Genomic DNA, 15,750 nt, shown 5'->3' on the forward strand with positions numbered 1-15,750 from the left:
TTTGTGACTGGTTCCCCGGCCCATCAATCTGTCTTCTTGCGCGACTTGCGCCTGTCTACGGCCCACACCCTGGTAACCCAGTCTGGTGCGCCGGGACTGGTGCTGCCCAACGAGACCCCAACCCACTACCTTCAGGCAGTGATTGATGGCCTGTGCGAGCTTTCTTTGCGCGATCCGCTGACTGGCCTGGCGAATCGCCGGCATTTCCGCACCGTGCTGGAACGCGAAATAGACCGCATGGCGCGCTCGGGCGAAGCCGCCCTGCTGCTCATGCTCGACATTGACCATTTCAAGAAAATCAACGATACGCATGGCCATATCGCCGGCGACATCGTGCTGCAATCGGTGGCCAGAACCCTGCACAGCTGCGTGCGTCCCATGGACACCCTCGCGCGCTACGGCGGCGAGGAGTTCGCCATCGTCCTGCCCTCCTGCCAGGCGGCTTTTGGCCGCTCGATCGCCGAGCGCATACGCGAGGCTGTCGAGTCCACCGTGGTCCGGGTCTCCCCCGCGCTGGACCTGCATGTGTCCGTGAGCATTGGTGGCGCCTATGCATTGCAATGGATTCGCAGCACCACCCAACTATGGATCGAACGTGCCGACAACCAGCTCTACCAAGCCAAATCCGCCGGCCGCAACCGCATCAGCATCGAAGAACAACCCGACAGCACCGTGAGTGCAGAAGAAAAAAGCATGTTGTTTGGTTCCTCGTACCCCCCCCTCCATGGGGAAGACCCGTCGGCTGTGACTGGCGGCAAGTCCGTAGGTCCGAGCAACGGCCTGTGAAAGCCATGCGATGAGCAACGCCGTGCTGCCCCCCCATCCCTCCATTTCGACCCATATTCCCCTGGGCGACGCGGTGCGCGCGCGCCCACAGCACAGAGCCCAGATCATTGCCGTGACCAGTGGCAAAGGCGGCGTCGGCAAGACATTTGTCTCGGCCAACCTCGCCGCCGCGCTGACCCGCCATGGACTCAAGGTACTGGTTCTGGACGCCGACCTGGGCCTGGCCAATCTGGACGTGGTGCTCAATCTTTTCCCCAAGATCACGCTGCACGATGTGTTCACGGGCAAGGCTTCGCTCGAAGACGCGGTGCTGCCCGCGCCCGGCGGCTTCTCGGTGATCCTGGCCGGCTCCGGCATGATCGAGTATTCGCACCTCACGCCGGAAGTGCGCAGCAAGTTCCTCGAAGTCGTGGAAACCATGGCGCCGCGCTTCGACGTGGTGCTGCTGGACACCGGCGCGGGCATTTCCGATGTGGTGCTGTTCTCCGTGTCCATGGCCAATGAAGTGATGATCGTGGCCACGCCCGAGCCCACTTCGCTGACCGACGCCTATGCCGCCATCAAGGTCCTCACCACCCAGCAAAAGCGCCAGCACATGCGCCTGGTCATCAACCAGGCCGTGCGCCCCGGCGACGGGCGGGCGATCACGGGGCAGTTGCAGCAGGTGCTCAACCGCTTCGTGACCACCGAAAGCGGCCAGCCCATGCGGCTGATCCACATGGGCGACATCCCTGCCGACCCGGCCGTGCGCGAGTCCGTCATGCGCCGGCAATTGCTTCTACAATCGACGCCCGGCTGCGCCGCCGCGCTCGCCGTGGCGCAGCTGGCCAACAAGATCAAAGCTATGCTGGTGGCGTGAGAGGCTCTGCCCCTGCGCTGCCTGCCCCAGGCGTTTTCCCGTGACCGATATTCTCAACATTTCCTGCTACAAGTTCGTGGCGCTGCCGGATGCGCAGGCGCTGCGCGAGCTGCTGCTGGCGCGCGCGCTGGCTGAAGACCTCAAGGGCACCATCCTGCTCGCCGAAGAAGGCATCAACTTCTTCCTCGCCGGCCCGGCCGAGCGCGTGCACGCCTTTGTCGATGCGCTGCGCTGCGATGCGCGCTTTGCCGACCTCGCGCCCAAGGAGAGCTGGTCGAGCACCGTGCCGTTTCGCAAGATGCTGGTCAAGGTCAAGCGTGAAATCATCCGCATGGACCACCCGGCCATACAGCCCGCCGCCGGCCGCGCGCCATCGGTCAGCCCGGCCCGGCTGCGCCAGTGGCTGGAGCAAGGCCATGACGACGAAGGCCGGCCCGTGGTCACGCTCGACACGCGCAACGACTTCGAAGTCGACGCCGGCGCATTCGACTCGGCCCTGGACTGGCGCATCAGCAAGTTCACCGAGTTTCCCGCGGCCCTGCAAGCCCACCAGCAAGAGTTGGCCGGCAAGACCGTGGTCAGCTACTGCACGGGCGGCATACGCTGCGAAAAAGCCGCCATCCTGATGCATGAGCAGGGCATTGAGCATGTCTACCAGCTCGAAGGCGGCATCCTCAAGTACTTCGAGGAGACCGACGGCGCCCACTACCACGGCGGCTGCTTTGTGTTCGACGAACGCCGCGTGTTGGACCCTGCGCTGGATACGGTCCCGACCAGCGAGTTGCCCCCTTCGGCGGGCTGACCGCCTCCTCCAGCGCAGGATGAGAGGGGAAGCCGCGGGGGGCGGCCCCCGACGCCAAGCGGCTTTGAGGCTGCTTTATTTCATTCTGCGCGCATCCACGCTCAGGCCGCCTGGGCCGAAGGCCGCAAACGCCAGCAAGCCGCCGACCACGGCGATGTTCTTGTAGAACAGCAACTGCTGCATGAACGCTTGCTCAGCAGGCACGCCCCAGAAGTTGTGGAAGAAGACGCTTGCCACCAGGGTGAAGAAAGCCAGGGCCAAGGCTGCCCAGCGCGTACCCCAACCCAGCAGCAGGGCCACACCACCGACAAGTTCAATCAGCAAGGCAATGGCCGTCGCCACTTCCGGCATGGGAATGCCGCCCGATGCCGTATAGGCCACGTTGCCGGCAAAGCCGGTGAGCTTGCCCACGCCGGTAGGAATGAACAGCAGCGCCAGCAGGATACGGCCCACGAGCGCCAACGGATTTTGCAAAGAAGTCCACATATAAATACCTCCTAGGTGAAGTCCAAAGGGGAAATTTCCCGTTCACGCCGCCAGATCGAATACCAGCACTTCGGCGCCGACACCCGCGTCCAGTGTCAGATGAGGCTCATTCTCCAGAAGCGCCGCATCTCCGCTTGTAAGCGTTGTTCCATTAATTTGCAAACTGCCGCGCACCAGGTGCACGTAGCATTTGCGCCCCGCGGGCAGGGCCGCGTGGTGGCGCTCGTCCCCATCGAACAGGCCGGCCCACAGGCGCGCATCGGCATGGACCTGGACCGAGCCTTGGGCGCCGTCGGGCGACAGCACCAGGCACAGCCGCCCGCGCTTGTCGGCGTCTTCGAATCGCTTTTGCGCATAGCCGGGCGCAATGCCGGAGCGTGAGGGCAGCAGCCAGATCTGGAAGAAATGCGTCTCCTGTCCGGGCGCCTGGTTGCGCTCGCTGTGCACCACGCCGGTGCCCGCACTCATGCGCTGCACGTCGCCGGGAACGATGCGCGCCACGTTGCCCATGTCGTCCTCGTGGGACAGCTCGCCGCTGAGCACATAGCTGATGATTTCCATGTCGCGGTGGCCATGCGCGCCAAAGCCCGTGCCGGCGGCGATGCGGTCTTCGTTGATCACGCGCAGGTTGCCAAAGCCCATGTGCGCCGGGTCGTGGTAGCCGGCAAACGAAAAGCTGTGAAAGGACTTCAGCCAGCCGTGGTCGGCATAGCCACGGTCGCCGGATTTGCGCAGGGTCAGCATGGGGAAACTCCTTGATATCTCTATGCTTTCACTGTAGCGCCGACCGCCTGCGGGCGGTTGCAGCCAGATTGATGGCATCATTCAAACCCTTTGAACCTTCGCCGCCTCCACCACCCATGTCCAGCCCCCGCGACGCACTGACTCCCGACAGCCTGGCCATGCTGCAGGTGATTGCCGACACCGGCAGCTTTGCCGCCGCCGCCCGTTCGCTGGGCCTGGTGCCCAGCGCCCTGACCTACCGCGTGCGGCAAATGGAAGATGCGCTGGATGTGCTGCTGTTCGACCGGCGTTCGCGCCAGGCCCAGCCCACCGAAGCCGGCATGGAATTGCTGCGCGAAGGCGCCCGGCTGCTGCAGGACATCGACAGCCTGGCGCACCGCGTGCGCCGCGTCGCCACGGGCTGGGAGCCGCAGCTGACCATCGTCACCGACGGCGTACTGGCGCGCGGGCCGCTGTTCGATCTGGTCGAGGCCTTTTACGCCATCGCCCCGCCCACGCGCCTGAAGCTGCGCGAGGGCATTCTCAATGGCACGCTCGAGCCGCTGACCAACGGCCGCGCCGATCTGGCCATAGGCGTAGCCGTCAACGCCAGCAACGTGGCCGGCATTCAGCTGCAGGACCTGGGGGACCTGGCCTTCATTCTGGCCGTGGCCCCCCACCACCCGCTGGCCCAGGAAGTCGAGCCCATCAGCGACGCCACCCTGCTCCAGCACCGGGCGATTGCCGTGGCCGACTCGGGGCTGCGCGACACCACCAGCGTGGGCCTGCTCGACGGCCAGCAGGTGCTCACGGTGGACAGCATGGCCGCCAAGATCGAAGCCCAGGTGCGCGGACTGGGCTACGGCTTCCTGCCCCAAGGCATGGTCCGAGCCTATGAGCAGGCCGGCAAGCTGGTCGTGCGCCAGGTCGTGCGCCCCGCGCGCAGCCTGCGCGTGCACTATGCCTGGACCACATCGGGCCATGCCAGCCCCGGACGGGCATTGCAGTGGTGGCTGGAAAAGTTGTCCAGCCCCACGACGCGGGCGGCTTTGCTGGAAAACCATCAGGACTGTTGATGCAAGCTTCGCCCGCCAAGCTGCCGCGCGGGTGTAGAGTCAGTGCAGGCCGCCGTCCAGGCTGTGGCTGTGCGAGAACCCCGAATCTGCTCCCCCGCTTTCCGAAAGGCATGCCATGACTGCTACACGCACGCTCCGCACCCCTGCCCCCTCACCCATGACCGCACTCCATCCGCGCCGCGCGCGCCATCGACCCCAGACCATTGCCGTGATCGGTGCCGGCATCGCCGGCCTGGCCTGTGCCCGCACGCTGATGCAGGCCGGCCACCATGTCACGGTGTTCGAGCAGGCCAGCGATGTCGGCGGCCGCATGGCCTCGCACAACACATTGCACGGCAGCTTCGACTCCGGGGCGCAATATTTCACCGTGCGCGATCCGCGCTTCAAGCAGGTGCTGGACATGCACCCGCAGCTGTGCCGCCCCTGGAGCGCCACCACCATCCGCGTGCTCGACAGCGCCGGGCGCATCGCCAGCGCCGCGCCGCCACCGCGTGAATCCCACTGGGTGGCCACACCCCATATGCAAAGCCTGCCGGCCGCCTGGGCCCAGCCACTGGCCGATGTCGGCCGTCTGCTGACCCAGACCCGCGTCAGCGCCCTGCAGCGCGACCGGCTCGACCCCACGCTGTGGCAGCTGCAAACCGAGAACACGCTGGACCCTTCCCAGCAAACAGTGCATGCCGGCTTTGACACGGTGCTTGTGGCCCTGCCCGCGCCGTTGGCCCGCGCCCTGCTCTCGCCCACCGGCTGCGCCGACCTGCATTGCCACGCCCTGGACAACATCGACATCGCGCCCTGCTGGACGCTGCACCTGACCTACGCCAATGCACCGCACCCCGGGCTGATCTCGCTGGGGCCGAACTGGAATGCGGCGCGCAGCACCCACCACCGCGTCGCCTGGTTGGCACGCGAATCGTCCAAGCCCGGGCGCGCGGCGCTGGAACGCTGGACCGTGCAGGCCAGCCCGGCCTGGTCGCAGGAGCACCGCAACGACGATGCGGCGCGCATCGAGGCCAAGCTGCAAAAAGCTTTCGCCGAAATCACCGGCATCCGCGCCACGCCCACCTACACCAGCAGCCGCTTCTGGCCGCATGCGCAAACCATGCACCCCCTGGGCCATCCCTTCCTGTGGAACCGCAAGACCGGTCTGGGCGCCTGTGGCGACTGGTGCCTGGGCGCGCGCGTGGAAGACGCTTTTGTCTCCGGACTGGAGTTGGCGTTGAAAGTGGCATGAGCGGTTTGCAGCGGACTCCTTCCTCTTATGTCGGGCGCTTTGCGCCCTCTCCCACGGGCCCGCTGCATGCGGGCTCGCTGGTTGCTGCCCTGGCCAGTTGGCTCGACGCGCGCGCCCACCACGGGCGCTGGCTGGTACGCATCGAAGACATAGACCCGCCGCGCTGCATGCCCGGTGCCGACGAACTGATCCTGCAGCAGCTCGCCGCCTGCGGCCTGCTGCCCGACGAAACGCCGCTGTGGCAATCCGCGCGCAGCGATTTTTACGCACAAGCCTTGCAGCTGCTGCTGGAGCGGCAGCTCGCCTACCCCTGCGCCTGCACACGACGGGACATCGAAGCCGCCTGGCAGGCCCAGGGCCTGGCGCGCGAGCGCCATGTCGAGCGCCCCTACCCCGGCACCTGCCGCGCGGGCCTGCAGGGCCGCCCGGCCCGCGCCTGGCGCTTTGCGACCGACAAGATGGCCCATCTTGCGCGCAGCTTCGACGGCCCGGGCGCCCCCACCTGGGATACGGCCAGCGGCCTGCTGCTGTGGCAGGATCGCCGGCTGGGCGCCCAATCGCAGGACGTGGCGGGCAGCGTGGGCGACTTCGTGCTGCGCCGCGCCGACGGCCTCTGGGCCTACCAGTTGGCCGTGGTGGTCGACGACGGTGCACAGCAGGTCAGCCATGTCGTGCGCGGCGCGGACCTGACCGACAACACGCCGCGCCAGATGCTGCTGCAGCAGGCCCTGGGCCTGCCCACGCCGGCCTATCTGCACACGCCGCTGGTGCTGCGCGCCGACGGCGAAAAACTCTCCAAGCAGCACGGCGCGCGCGCCGTCGATGTCTCCACATCCCAGGCCTGCCGCGCCGCGCTGGACGCCGCCGCGGCCGCCCTGGGCCTTCCCGCCGCCGATTGCACCCACAAATCCCTGGCCGATGCACTGGCCCTGTGGGTCGCAGCCTGGCGGGCAAATTACAATCTGCCCCGTGACTGAACACCAAACCCATGATGCGGCCGCTCCCGGCCCTGACGCCCCCCAAGACGCAACGCCCGGCACAGCAGCCCCCGCCGGCGTGGCTTATCCCAAAACCATCAAAAGCTATGTGCTCCGCGCAGGCCGCACCACGACCGGTCAGGCCAAGGCCTTTGCCGAAGTCGGCCCCCAGTTCCTGCTGAACTACCAGGCGGCCCCGCTGGATGCAAATGCCGCGTACGGACGCAGCGCCCCGCTGATCCTGGAAATCGGTTTCGGCATGGGCGAAGCCACGGCGCATATCGCGCGCGTGCGCCCCGACGACAACTTCCTGTGCTGCGAAGTGCACGAACCTGGCGTCGGCGCGCTGCTCAAGCGCATCAGCGAGCAGGACATCCAGAACATCCGCATCCTGCGGCACGATGCCGTGGAAGTCATTGACAACATGCTGCCCGAAGCCAGCATCGATGGCGTGCACATCTTCTTTCCCGACCCCTGGCACAAGAAGAAGCACAACAAGCGCCGCCTGGTGCAGGCGCCGCTGATCGCCAAGCTGGCCTCACGCCTCAAGCCCGGCGGCTACCTGCATTGCGCGACCGACTGGGAGCCCTATGCCGTGCAGATGCTGGAAGTGCTGTCGGCCGAGCCGCTGCTGGAAAATACGGCCCAGGCCTATGCACCCCAGCCCGACTACCGTCCGCTGACCAAGTTCGAGAACCGCGGCATCAAGCTGGGCCACGGCGTCTGGGATCTGGTGTTCCGCCGCAAGGCCTGAACCTACCAAGCGGCTTTCGCCGCTTGACTAGCGCCCCCGCTTACTGCACGGACTTCTTGCCCGCGCCGCGGTAGCGTTCCAGCCAATGCGCGTAAGGCGCGGGCAGCGTCCAGTCAGGGCGCGCCTGTTTGAGCGCCTGCGCCAGCACATAGGGATAGTGGGGGTTGGCCAGCATCGCGCGGCCAATCATCACCAGCGACATCTGCTGCTCGGCGACCGCGCGTTCCGCGATCTCGGCGTCATCGATGCCCCAGCTCGACGCGACCGGCAGGCCGGCCTCGCGCGCCACGCGCTGGGCGATGGGCGCGAGAAAAGCCGGCGTGCCCCAGGGAATCTGCACGTCGGGAATCACGAAATTGACGCTGACATTGAGCAGGTCCAGGCCGCCTTGGCGCATCTGCTTGACCAGCTTGATCGACTCGGCCAGCGTCTCCTCGTCCTTGCCGTCGTACTCGATCACACCGAAGCGCGCCGTCAGCGGCAGGTTCTGCGGCCAGACTTCGCGCACCGCCGCCAGCGTTTCCAGCAGAAAGCGCGCGCGGTTGTCGAAGCTGCCGCCGTAGGCATCGGTGCGCTGATTCGAGTGCGCCGAGAAAAAGCTCTGCGCGAGATAGCCGTGAGCGAAGTGCAGCTCCAGCCACTGGAAGCCCGCGTCGCGCGCGCGGCGTGCTGCGGCGACGAAGTCGGCCTTGACGCGCACGATGTCGGCCAGCGTCATTTCGGTCGGAACGCGCGGCAGGCCACCACCGAAAGCAATCGCCGACGGCGCGATAGGCTGCCAGCCACGCGCGTCGCCCGCGGGAATATGGTCGTCGCCTTCCCAGGGACGGTTGGCACTGGCCTTGCGGCCCGCATGGCCGATCTGGATGCCGGGCACCGCGCCTTCGGCCTTGATGGCCGCCGCGATGCGCGCCAGGCCTTGGGCCTGGGTGTCGTTCCACAGGCCCAGACAGGCCGGGGTGATGCGGCCTTCAGGCGAAACCGCCGTGGCTTCGACGATCACCAGCCCGGCGCCGCCGCGCGCGATCGACGGATAGTGGACCTGGTGCCAATCGGTACTGAGGCCGTCGACGGCGCTGTACTGGCACATGGGCGGCACGGCGATGCGATTGCGCAGCGTGACATCTTTGAGGGTGAACGGGGAAAACAATGCGGACATGTTGATTTTCTTGCTGGCAAAAAAGGAAAGAAAGCGGCGCCAACGACGAGCGCCTGGGACCCACCTCAGCAGATGGTGATGCTCGTGGAATAAATCAAATGCTATAAATTTATGATTTACATCACCTGAATTGATATCAGCGGCAATGCACCGCCGGCTATCTGCGGTCGGCGCAAGTCTTGAACAACAGCTCGCGCAGCCAGCGGTGCGCGGGGTCATGGTGGGTGCGCTCATGCCAGACGGCGGTCTTGCTGAAGCCGGGCACTTCGAGCGGCGGCGCCGAGACCACCAAACCTTCCATGCCCGCGACCAGCCGGCTGGGCAGGATGGCCACCATGTCGCTGGCCCGCAGAATATCGGGCAGGATCAGAAACGATTTGACCGACACCGTGACTTCGCGCCGCATGCCGAGCTTTTCCAGCGCCTCGTCGGTGACGCCGTGAAAGCCGCCGCCCTCATAGGAAGCCAGCGCATGGTCGAGCGCGCAGAACTGCTTGAGCGTGAGCTTGCGCCCCTTGGCCACGGGGTGGCCTTCGCGCAGCACGCAGACATAGCGCTCGCGAAACAGCTCGCGCGCATGCAGATCGGGCGGCGTGTTTTCCGGGCTCAGCAAAGCCAGGCTGATCTGGCCGCGTTCCAACTGGGCCTGCACCTGTCCGTTCTTGACGGGGACCAGCGCCACGCGGATATGCGGGGCCAGCGGCTTGAGCGCCGACAGAAAGGGCACGGCAATCGCGTGCAGCGCGTAGTCGGTGGAGGCGATGGTGAAGGTCAGACGCGCGGTCGTGGGATCGAACACCGGCGGCTGCAGCAGCGCGTCGATCTCGGCCAGCACCTGCTTGATCGGCAAGCCCAGGTCCAGGGCGCGCTGCGTGGGCACCATGCCGCGCTGGGCGCGCGCGAACAGCGGATCGCCAAAGCTCTCGCGCAAGCGCGTCAACATGCCGCTCATCGCCGGCTGGGTCAGCCCCAGGCGTGTCGCAGCCCGGGTCACATTGCACTCGTCCAGCAAGGCGTCAAGCGCCTTGAGCAGGTTGAGGTCCATGCTCCTGATATCTTTCATTCTTATCACTACCTCGCTACAAACCAACTTGGTTTATATCGCAATCGCGCCCGGAATGAAGGCGGTCGGGGAAGCGGCCCGCTTCAGGCCAACCAGCTGGCCAGCAGCACCAGCAGCAGCGAAGTGACCGAGGCCATGGAGGTCACCATGGTCAGCGTTTTCAGCGTGCCTTTGGTGGACAAACCCATCAGCCCCTTGAACATCCAGAAGAAGTTGCTGTTGACCTGCACGGCAAACAGTGAACCCGAGGCAATCGCCAGCCCGATGATGACCGGCGAGGTGGAAAGCTGCGCGGCGACGGGGCCGATGATGCTGGCGGCAGTCAGGGCCGCCACCGACACCGAACCGATGGCCACATGCAGCACCGCGGCGACAAACCACGCCAGCACAATGCTCAGCAAGACAGGGGCACTGGCATCGGCGGAAAACAGCTTGCCCAGCTCCGCCCCCATTCCGGAAGCGGTGATGATGGCGCCCAGCGAGCCCCCCACCCCGGTGATCAAGAGGATTTCGCCGCTGGTCTTGAAACCATCGGTCAAGGCCTCGCCGGTACGCTCTGTGCCAATCCAGTGCCGCGCCATCAGATAGGCGCCGAGCAAGCCAACGAACAAGGCCAGATTGGCATTGCCGATGAAGCTGATCACGTCGTTGGAGATGCCGGCGAGCTTGGCAAAGGCGCCAAACGCAATCATCAGCAATGGCACGACGATGGGCGCGCTGGCGAGCAGCAGTCCCGGCCCTGCATCGGCCGCCGGCGCCTGCGCGTCGCTGGCTTCGGTCTCCAGCATGGCTTCGCTCGCTTCCTCGTCGGTCTCGGGCTTCCAGTAGTTCGTGCGCAGCAACCGGCTGAACAGGAACGTGGTCAGCAGCGCCGTGAGCAGGCCGATGCACAGGCCGCCGATCAGCCACGACCCCAGGCTCACATTCATCTGCCCGGCAATCAGAATCACGGCCAGACCGGGAACGACAAACACGTAGCCCGAGAAGATGCCGGTGCCGATGGCGCCCGCGAGCAGCGGCAGACCGTTGCGCAGCAGCAGCGGCGCTGCGGAACGCGCCACGGGCGCGCCCAGCACCACCTGCACATCGACATAAATGGAAGGAAAGATGGTCGACATGGCCCCTGCCATCGCATAGGGCAGGCGCTTGGCGCCCACCGCCGAGACCAGGGCCTGCACCATGCGCCCGAACGCGCCGGTCGCATGCAGCAGCGAGCCGATCACCACGCCGAAGCCGATGAGCAGACCCACCTTGCCCATGATTTCACCAAAGCCACCGGTGATGGCCGTGAGCGTACCGACAAAGCCCACGCCGCTGGCGAGGCCCAGATAGAGAGAGCCTAGCACCAGGGAGATGACCGGCTCCACGCGCAACCAGATGATCAGGCCAATAACCAGCACGATGGCCACAGCGGTGTGCAGAACGACCATGTCGCCTCCTTGGGGAGTCAAGTTTCTCTTCTCGAATCCAGGTGCGCCCACGGGAGGCGCACCTGTGGAGAGCGTTCGCTCAGAGGCGTTCAGTCACCCAGGCCTGGACCGAGGCCAGTGCCGCGGGCAAGGCCGCTGCATCCGTGCCGCCGGCCATGGCCATGTCGGGCTTGCCGCCGCCCTTGCCGCCCACTTGCAAGGCCACATGGTTGACCAGCTCGCCGGCCTTGAGCTTGGCAATGCAGTCCTTGGTCACGCCCGCTGCCAGCTGCACCTTGTCGCCGTCGACCGCGGCCAGCACGATCACCGCACTGCCCAGCTTGTCCTTGAGCTTGTCCATGGTGTCGCGCAAGGTCTTGGCATCGGCGCCTTCGAGCTTCGCGGACAGCACTTTCACGCCCTTGATCTCGACGGCCTGGGTCAGCAGTTCGTCGCCCTGGCTCGATGCCAGCTTGCCCTTGAGCGCGGCAACTTCCTTTTCCAGCGTCTTGATCTGTTCCAGCGCCTGGCCGATGCGGCCGGTGAGTTCAGCCGTCGGGGCCTTGAACGCGCCTGCGGCCTGGGACACGGTGTCTTCCAGCGACTGCAGATAGGCCAGCGCGTTGACACCCGTCACCGCTTCGATGCGACGCACGCCCGCGGCCACGCCGCTTTCGCCCACGACCTTGAACAGGCCGATGTCGCCCGTGCGCTGCACATGGGTGCCGCCGCACAGTTCACGGCTGCTGCCGATGTCCAGCACGCGCACGGTTTCGCCGTACTTCTCGCCGAACAGCATGGCGGCGCCGGTCTTCTGCGCGCTCTCGATGTCCATCACCCGGGCTTGCGTGGTGCTGTTGGCCAGGATCTCGGCGTTCACGCGGCGCTCGATCTCGCGGATCTGGGCGTCGGTGACCGGGGCGTTGTGCGTGAAGTCAAAGCGCGTACGGTCGGCGTTGACCAGGCTGCCCTTTTGCTGCACGTGATCGCCCAGCACTTCGTGCAAGGCCTTGTGCATGATGTGCGTCACCGAGTGGTTGCGCATGGTCGCGGCGCGCACATCGGTGTTGACGGCCGCAGACACGGCATCGCCCACTTTCAGGCTGCCGGTTTCCAGCGCGCCGTGGTGGCCGAACACGTCGGCCTTGATCTTTTGCGTGTCCTGCACGGCAAAGCGCACGCCATCGGCCGTGATCAGGCCTTCGTCGCCCACCTGGCCGCCCGACTCGGCGTAGAACGGCGTGCGGTCCAGCACCACGACACCGTTCTGGCCGGCGGCCAGCGACTGCACGCTGGTGCCGTCGGCATACAACGCGACCACGGTCGCTGGCGTGGCCAGTTGCTCATAGCCGGTGAAGGCATTGGCCGCGCCGCTGTATTCCAGCGCACGGTCCATCTTGAACTTGCCGGCCGCGCGGGCCTTGTTCTTCTGCTCTTCCATGGCCGCACGGAAACCCGCCTCGTCCACACTCAGGCCGCGCTCGCGCGCCACGTCGTTGGACAGGTCCAACGGGAAGCCATAGGTGTCGTGCAGCTTGAAGGCCACGTCGCCCGGCAGCACCTTGACGTCACCGGCGAGGGCGCTGTCCAGGATTTCCATGCCGTTGGCCAGGGTCTCGAAGAAACGCTCTTCCTCGGCCTTGAGCACTTCGGTGATGCGCGCTTCCTGGATGCGCAGCTGGGGATAGGCGTCGCCCATCACGGCGACCAGGTCCTTGACCAGCTTGTGGAAGAACGGCGTCTTCTGGCCCAGCTTGTAGCCGTGGCGAATGGCGCGGCGCACGATGCGGCGCTGCACATAGCCCCGGCCTTCGTTGGAAGGAATCACGCCGTCGCTGACCAGGAAGGCAGTGGCGCGGATGTGGTCGGCGATCACCTTGAGCGAAGGCGTGCTCAGGTCTTCGATATGGGTCTCACGGCCCGCGGCCTTGATCAAGGCCGCGAACAGGTCGATTTCGTAGTTGCTGTGCACATGCTGCAGGATGGCCGCCAGGCGCTCCAGGCCCATGCCGGTATCCACGCAAGGCGCGGGCAGCTTGGTCAAACGGCCCTGCTCGTCCATGTCGAACTGCATGAACACGTTGTTCCAGATCTCGATGAAGCGATCGCCGTCTTCGTCCGGGCTGCCCGGAGGGCCGCCGGGAATATGGTCGCCGTGGTCGTAGAAGATTTCCGAGCAGGGGCCGCAAGGGCCGGTGTCGGCCATCATCCAGAAATTGTCGGACTTGTAGCGGCCGCCCTTGTTGTCGCCGATGCGGATCACGCGCTCGGGTGGCAGGCCGATTTCCTTGGTCCAGATGTCGTAGGCCTCGTCATCCTCGGCGTAGACGGTGGCCAGCAGGCGTTCCTTGGGCAGCTTGTAGACTTCGGTCAACAGCTCCCAGGCCCACTTCAGCGACTCGCGCTTGAAATAGTCGCCGAACGACCAGTTGCCCAGCATTTCGAAGAAAGTGTGGTGGCGGGCGGTATAGCCCACGTTTTCCAGGTCGTTGTGCTTGCCGCCGGCACGCAGGCAGGCCTGCACCGACGTGGCACGCGTATAGGGGCGCTTGTCCGTGCCCAGGAACACGTCCTTGAACTGCACCATGCCCGAATTGGTGAACATCAGCGTCGGGTCGTTGCCCGGCACCAGCGAACTCGACGGCACGATGGTGTGGCCTTTGGAGGCGAAAAAGTCCAGAAACGACTTCCGGATCTCGGCAACGGAAAAAGTGGGTTGGCTCATGGCGTATATGTTGGAAGTGCGCAGCGCCTGCACGCTCGCATCAAAAGGCGCGCCGCCGTGCAGCGGACAATCTTCCATTATAGATTTGCGCAGCGCATTTTTTACGCCGCCAGGGTTTGGCGCAGCTCTGGAAAGGAAAGCAGCCCTTCGGCAAGCTCATGGTGAACGGTCTTTGGCACAGTTCACTGCGCTTGAAACCGGCGCGACCCAGCAAGGAGACACCGAGCAAGGGCCGCCCCGCAGCGATGGTGTCGTCCCTGGCCGGGCGCCCCCCTCCACCGAAGGATGAGAGGGGAAAGCGGCGGCCCGCGCAGGGGGGCCGGCCATCCGGCGTCAGCCGCTCAGGGGGTGCCTATAGGTCATCCCGGGTTTCAATAGCCCGATTGATAGCCAGTGCCGCCAGCGTGCACAGACCGCCCGACAGCAGGTAAAAGCCCAGACCGGCCAGGCCGAAGCGCGCCGACACGGACAGCGCCACCAGCGGTGCGAAGGCCGCGCCCACCAGCCAGGCCATGTCCGCCGACAGGGCAGCGCCCGTGTAGCGAAAATGCGGCGTGAAGTTCGCGGTCACCGTGCCCGAGGACTGACCGTAGGACAGGCCCAGCAGGATGAAGCCAATGATCAGGAAGGCGTTATTGCCCGCCTGGCCGTTGCCCAGCATCCACGGGCTGACCAGGCTGAACACGCAGATCAATGCCGCCATCGTTCCCAGCGTATTGCGCCGGCCAAACCGGTCCGCCAGCCAGCCGGAGGCCACCATGGCGATACAGGCCAGCACCGCGCCCAGCATCTGCACGCGCAGCACATTCGTCACCGGCTGATCGGAATAGATCTCGATGTAGGACAGCGGGAAGATGGTCACGAGGTGGAACAGCGCGAAGCTGGCCAGCGCCGCAAAGGCACCAATGATGACGTTGCGCCCTTCGGAGCCCATGACTTCCGAGGCCTTGACCGGCTCGAGCTCGTTCTGGTGCAACAGGTGCGAGTACGACTGGCCCACGACCAGCCGCAGCCGGGCGAACAAGGCCACGACGTTGATCGCGAACGCGACGAAGAAGGGATAGCGCCAGCCCCAGGCCATGAACTCCTCGGGCGTCGACTGGTCATGCACGAAGGCGAACAGGCCCGCCGCCATCAAAAAGCCCACCGGCGCGCCCAGCTGGCCCAGCATGGAGTACCAGCCACGACGCCCAGGCGGAGCGGAGATGGCCAGCAGCGAGGGCAAGCCGTCCCAGGATCCACCCAAGGCCAGGCCCTGACCTATGCGCAGCACGGCAAACAGAACTATGGCCCAGATACCCAGGCTCTGGTAGCCGGGCAGGAAGGCCATGCCCACCGTGCACGAGCCCAACAGGAACAGGGCAATGGTCAGCTTGGTCGCTCGACCCCAGCGCCGCTGCACGGCCATGGAGATCGCCGTGCCGAAGGGGCGCGCGATGAAGGCCAGCGAAAAGATCGCAAACGAGGCCAGGGTACCGTCAAGTCGGGAAAGCGAAGGAAACAGCAATGCGGGGAAAACCAACACGCAAGCGATGCCAAAAACAAAAAAATCGAAGTATTCCGACGATCGACCAATCACCACGCCGACCGCGATATCTCCAGGAGTGACCTCTTCGTCCGTGTCCGCGCGGGACAGTGCTTCCGGACTTTCCAAGCCGCCAGCAGGCAATGCTGTGTAACCGGTTCCGCTCATAAGA

General features: G+C 65.6%; 14 protein-coding genes. 7 read left to right on the forward strand and 7 right to left on the reverse strand.

All coding sequences use genetic code 11. The features are described from left to right. Positions 1-3 precede the first annotated feature (3 nt). Genes N0K08_RS15070 through N0K08_RS15080 form a run of 3 tightly spaced genes read left to right on the forward strand, consistent with a single transcriptional unit; the run spans position 4 to position 2,447 of the window. Positions 4-786, forward strand: a complete 783-nt coding sequence (locus tag N0K08_RS15070) for a GGDEF domain-containing protein (RefSeq protein ID WP_261501539.1) — start codon at positions 4-6, stop codon at positions 784-786. 10 nt (positions 787-796) lie between these two features. Further along, positions 797-1,645: a MinD/ParA family protein gene (locus tag N0K08_RS15075; RefSeq protein ID WP_261501209.1), complete on the forward strand. Its 849-nt coding sequence runs from the start codon at positions 797-799 to the stop codon at positions 1,643-1,645. A 40-nt stretch (positions 1,646-1,685) separates the two neighbouring features. Then, complete coding sequence (locus N0K08_RS15080) at positions 1,686-2,447, forward strand: sulfurtransferase (protein ID WP_261501210.1); 762 nt, start codon at positions 1,686-1,688, stop codon at positions 2,445-2,447. Positions 2,448-2,522: 75 nt separating this feature from the next. Here N0K08_RS15080 and N0K08_RS15085 read toward each other — a convergent pair whose 3' ends face one another. After that, positions 2,523-2,933: a DoxX family protein gene (locus N0K08_RS15085; protein WP_261501211.1), complete on the reverse strand. Its 411-nt coding sequence runs from the start codon at positions 2,931-2,933 to the stop codon at positions 2,523-2,525. 42 nt (positions 2,934-2,975) lie between these two features. Continuing rightward, complete coding sequence (locus N0K08_RS15090; RefSeq protein WP_261501212.1) at positions 2,976-3,677, reverse strand: pirin family protein; 702 nt, start codon at positions 3,675-3,677, stop codon at positions 2,976-2,978. 116 nt (positions 3,678-3,793) lie between these two features. Between N0K08_RS15090 and N0K08_RS15095 the strand changes: the two genes are divergently transcribed. The 4 genes from N0K08_RS15095 to trmB all read left to right on the forward strand — a co-directional run bounded on the left by N0K08_RS15095 (position 3,794) and on the right by trmB (position 7,697). Continuing rightward, a complete protein-coding gene (locus tag N0K08_RS15095) occupies positions 3,794-4,732 on the forward strand; it encodes a LysR family transcriptional regulator (RefSeq protein WP_261501213.1) in 939 nt (312 codons plus the stop codon). Positions 4,733-4,889: 157 nt separating this feature from the next. Then, a complete protein-coding gene (locus tag N0K08_RS15100; protein ID WP_261501214.1) occupies positions 4,890-5,966 on the forward strand; it encodes an NAD(P)/FAD-dependent oxidoreductase in 1,077 nt (358 codons plus the stop codon). Continuing rightward, positions 5,963-6,943 (forward strand): tRNA glutamyl-Q(34) synthetase GluQRS, encoded by a 981-nt coding sequence (gene gluQRS, locus N0K08_RS15105; RefSeq protein ID WP_261501215.1) that lies wholly within the window; start codon positions 5,963-5,965, stop codon positions 6,941-6,943. The genes N0K08_RS15100 and gluQRS overlap by 4 nt, the downstream gene beginning before the upstream one ends. Beyond that, positions 6,936-7,697 carry a tRNA (guanosine(46)-N7)-methyltransferase TrmB gene (gene trmB / locus N0K08_RS15110; RefSeq protein WP_261501216.1) on the forward strand — a complete coding sequence of 254 codons (762 nt, stop codon included), beginning with the start codon at positions 6,936-6,938 and terminating at the stop codon, positions 7,695-7,697. Before gluQRS ends, trmB begins: the two co-directional genes overlap by 8 nt. Before the next feature lie 40 nt (positions 7,698-7,737). Here trmB and N0K08_RS15115 read toward each other — a convergent pair whose 3' ends face one another. The 5 genes from N0K08_RS15115 to N0K08_RS15135 form a co-directional block, all read right to left on the reverse strand. Further along, positions 7,738-8,856 (reverse strand): NADH:flavin oxidoreductase/NADH oxidase, encoded by a 1,119-nt coding sequence (locus N0K08_RS15115; protein WP_261501217.1) that lies wholly within the window; start codon positions 8,854-8,856, stop codon positions 7,738-7,740. 157 nt (positions 8,857-9,013) lie between these two features. Then, on the reverse strand, positions 9,014-9,919 hold the full coding sequence (locus N0K08_RS15120) for a LysR family transcriptional regulator (protein ID WP_261501218.1): 906 nt from the start codon (positions 9,917-9,919) through the stop codon (positions 9,014-9,016). An 83-nt stretch (positions 9,920-10,002) separates the two neighbouring features. Then, complete coding sequence (locus N0K08_RS15125; RefSeq protein ID WP_261501219.1) at positions 10,003-11,349, reverse strand: GntP family permease; 1,347 nt, start codon at positions 11,347-11,349, stop codon at positions 10,003-10,005. A gap of 79 nt (positions 11,350-11,428) precedes the next feature. Further along, complete coding sequence (gene alaS, locus N0K08_RS15130) at positions 11,429-14,053, reverse strand: alanine--tRNA ligase (RefSeq protein WP_261501220.1); 2,625 nt, start codon at positions 14,051-14,053, stop codon at positions 11,429-11,431. Between the two features lie 352 nt (positions 14,054-14,405). Next, positions 14,406-15,746, reverse strand: coding sequence for an MFS transporter (locus N0K08_RS15135; RefSeq protein WP_261501221.1), 1,341 nt, complete (start codon positions 15,744-15,746; stop codon positions 14,406-14,408). Between the last annotated feature and the right edge of the window lie 4 nt (positions 15,747-15,750).

Source organism: Acidovorax bellezanensis (assembly GCF_025421555.1).
Taxonomy (GTDB): Bacteria; Pseudomonadota; Gammaproteobacteria; order Burkholderiales; family Burkholderiaceae_C; genus Comamonas; species Comamonas bellezanensis.

What these genes read in the sequence shown, in the direction of transcription:
- N0K08_RS15075 (WP_261501209.1), top strand. Translation starts at nt 797, where the DNA reads ATGAGCAACGCCGTGCTGCCCCCCCATCCCTCCATTTCGACCCATATT.
- N0K08_RS15085 (WP_261501211.1), bottom strand. Translation starts at nt 2,933, where the DNA reads ATGTGGACTTCTTTGCAAAATCCGTTGGCGCTCGTGGGCCGTATCCTG.
- N0K08_RS15095 (WP_261501213.1), top strand. Translation starts at nt 3,794, where the DNA reads ATGTCCAGCCCCCGCGACGCACTGACTCCCGACAGCCTGGCCATGCTG.
- gluQRS (WP_261501215.1), top strand. Translation starts at nt 5,963, where the DNA reads ATGAGCGGTTTGCAGCGGACTCCTTCCTCTTATGTCGGGCGCTTTGCG.
- N0K08_RS15115 (WP_261501217.1), bottom strand. Translation starts at nt 8,856, where the DNA reads ATGTCCGCATTGTTTTCCCCGTTCACCCTCAAAGATGTCACGCTGCGC.
- N0K08_RS15120 (WP_261501218.1), bottom strand. Translation starts at nt 9,919, where the DNA reads ATGAAAGATATCAGGAGCATGGACCTCAACCTGCTCAAGGCGCTTGAC.
- N0K08_RS15100 (WP_261501214.1), top strand. Translation starts at nt 4,890, where the DNA reads ATGACCGCACTCCATCCGCGCCGCGCGCGCCATCGACCCCAGACCATT.
- alaS (WP_261501220.1), bottom strand. Translation starts at nt 14,053, where the DNA reads ATGAGCCAACCCACTTTTTCCGTTGCCGAGATCCGGAAGTCGTTTCTG.
- N0K08_RS15125 (WP_261501219.1), bottom strand. Translation starts at nt 11,349, where the DNA reads ATGGTCGTTCTGCACACCGCTGTGGCCATCGTGCTGGTTATTGGCCTG.
- N0K08_RS15135 (WP_261501221.1), bottom strand. Translation starts at nt 15,746, where the DNA reads ATGAGCGGAACCGGTTACACAGCATTGCCTGCTGGCGGCTTGGAAAGT.
- N0K08_RS15090 (WP_261501212.1), bottom strand. Translation starts at nt 3,677, where the DNA reads ATGCTGACCCTGCGCAAATCCGGCGACCGTGGCTATGCCGACCACGGC.